2 protein-coding genes are annotated in these 2,567 nt (G+C 45.1%); both read left to right on the plus strand.

All coding sequences use genetic code 11. The annotated features are described in order from the left end of the window. Positions 1-162: 162 nt before the first annotated feature. A complete protein-coding gene (istA, locus tag FYJ65_RS09390) occupies positions 163-1,713 on the plus strand; it encodes an IS21 family transposase (protein WP_154555065.1) in 1,551 nt (516 codons plus the stop codon). Beyond that, positions 1,706-2,482 (plus strand): ATP-binding protein, encoded by a 777-nt coding sequence (locus tag FYJ65_RS09395; RefSeq protein ID WP_154555066.1) that lies wholly within the window; start codon positions 1,706-1,708, stop codon positions 2,480-2,482. Before istA ends, FYJ65_RS09395 begins: the two co-directional genes overlap by 8 nt. Positions 2,483-2,567 lie beyond the last annotated feature (85 nt).

Here is a 2,567-nt window from a genome sequence, read left to right on the forward strand (position 1 = left end):
TGAAGATTCCTGCCAGAATTGCACCACTGTTCCAGTAAACGGGTACCGCAATTCCTGAGATATGGTACCGTTGTTCCTGCAACTGGATACCACATATATAAATCCTTAAAATGAATGTATGCATCTTGAAGATGTAAATACAAGTTTTAAGGAGGTCACACGATGACTAATTATCGAGAGATCCTAAGGCTTTCAGCCCTAGGATTGTCGCAACAGAGCATCGCACAAAGTTGTAATGCCTCGAAGCGAACTGTCAACACTGTCCTCAAGGCTGCCAGAAGAGAGAATATCTCATGGCCTCTGGACAATGACCAGACCAATGCTGCTCTTGCAGCTGTTCTGTTTCCGTCTTCAGATACTCAGGAGACGGTAACTAACAAACGCATGCCGGATTTTGAGTATATCCGTAAGGAACTTCTCCGAAATGGAGTGAACAAGAAGCTACTGTGGACTGAATATCTCGAAGAATGCCGGCTCAGTGGTGAAGAACCACTGATGTACTCACGTTTCTGTTACTACATACAGCGTGATGAAGAAAAGCGTCGTGCTTCAATGCACATCAAACGTAAACCCGGTGAGCAAGTTGAAGTCGATTGGGCAGGCGATCCAGCCTATCTAATCGATCCAGATACCGGCGAAATGACCAAAGTATCCGTCTTTGTCGGAGTAATGAGTTACAGCCAATATGCATATGCTGAAGCGTTCCCCGACGAGAAACAAACATCTTGGATAACAGCTCATGTCAATATGTATGAGTACTTTGGTGCTGTAGCTAAGATACTTGTACCGGACAACTGCAAAACAGCAGTAATCCGTAAAGGCAACAGCTACTATGATCCAAGAATCAATGAAGTCTATCGAGGAATGGCAGAACACTACGGTACTGCCATCATCCCTGCCAGAGTCAGGGCTCCAAAAGACAAACCCAATGCCGAAGGCGCAGTAAGGCACATATCTACATGGATAATTGCCGCTCTTCGAAACGAGCAGTTCTTCTCTCTTGCTGAACTTAATACAGCAATACGGAAGAAACTGTATGAGTTCAATAGACGACCCTTCCAAAAGAAAGAGGGTAGCCGACGTGAGCTCTTTGTCGAAGAAGAACTGCCACTGATGGCAAAGATGCCTGCTACCCGTTATGAACTGTCGGAATGGGCGTCCGCAACAGTTCTTTTCAATTATCACATATCGTATGACGGAATGCTATACTCCGTCCCTTACGAACACATCAGGCATAAAGTCGATGTTCGGGTAACAGCTAAAACTGTTGAAATCTTCTACAAACAGGAACGTATAGCCTCTCACAAGAGACTTTACGGTCGCAAAGGTCAGTACTCTACTGTCACTGACCATATGCCACAGGATCATCAGAAGTACCTTGAATGGAACGGTGATCGTTTCAGATCCTGGGCTAGGCAAATCGGTGAAAATACATACAAGGTCATAGATTCTATTCTTGCCTCCAGAAGTGTGGAACAACAAGCGTACAGAAGCTGCATGGGCCTTCTGAAACTTGCAGATAAATACTCTGCAAGGAGATTGGAAGATGCCTGCACTCAGGCATTAAGTTACACAGTTTCCCCAAGCTACAAGAGTGTAAAAAACATTCTTTCAGCAAAACAGGAGGCTCATGTTTCTCCTGAAGAATCCAATCATAAAGCTAAGGGTATAACTCGCGGAGCAGACTTTTACAGGAGGAAATCTAATGACTAATCAAAGCACTATCGATAAGCTGATTGAAATGCACTTTACCGCTATGGCGGATGCATTCAGAAACCAGCTCTCAGACCCTAAGATGAAAGACCTCGACTTTGAGGATCGTCTGGGGTTGCTGGTAGACATCGAATACAACAGTCGTAAGCACAACAGGCTGAATCGCCTGATTCATAAAGCTGAACTCGATCAGCCTGAAGCAGACATCACAGGTATTGATTACACTTCAGGACGCAAGCTTAACAGAGAACTCATAACGAGACTTGCCACTTGCGAATACATATCTGAATATCGCAACATCTTCATTACCGGTGCTACGGGTAGCGGTAAAACTTACATGGCTTGTGCCTTTGGCATGGAGGCGTGTAAACAGTACTACAACACCAAGTATGTAAGGCTTCCGGATCTTCTGATTGATCTCAGGATTGCCAGGGACAACGGCACTTACATGAAGGTAATGAAGCAATATGCAAATCCCGTATTACTTATCATCGATGAGTGGCTCCTTATGAGACCTACTCAAGATGAGCAGAAGGATATTCTTGAACTACTTCACCGAAGACGGAAGAAGTCATCAACCATCTTCTGTTCCCAGTATCATCAATCCGACTGGTACGATCAGCTCGGAGGTGCAGACAGCCCTCTGACTGATGCTATCCTCGACCGAATCATATATGACTCGTACAAGATAAACATTGAGAGCCTTGACCCAACAAGGGAAATCTCTATGAGAGAAGTCTATGGTCTTAAGCAGAGCGATAGCGAATAACATCTATACTATTTGCGGTACCCCATCTCTGGAACGCCGGTACCCGGCGTCCCGGAATGGCGGTTTCACCGCACAGGAATATTCA

It is taken from the genome of Mogibacterium kristiansenii (assembly GCF_009695905.1).
In the GTDB taxonomy this organism is placed as follows: domain Bacteria; phylum Bacillota; class Clostridia; order Peptostreptococcales; family Anaerovoracaceae; genus Mogibacterium_A; species Mogibacterium_A kristiansenii.

What these genes read in the sequence shown, in the direction of transcription:
- FYJ65_RS09395 (WP_154555066.1), top strand. Translation starts at nt 1,706, where the DNA reads ATGACTAATCAAAGCACTATCGATAAGCTGATTGAAATGCACTTTACC.
- istA (WP_154555065.1), top strand. Translation starts at nt 163, where the DNA reads ATGACTAATTATCGAGAGATCCTAAGGCTTTCAGCCCTAGGATTGTCG.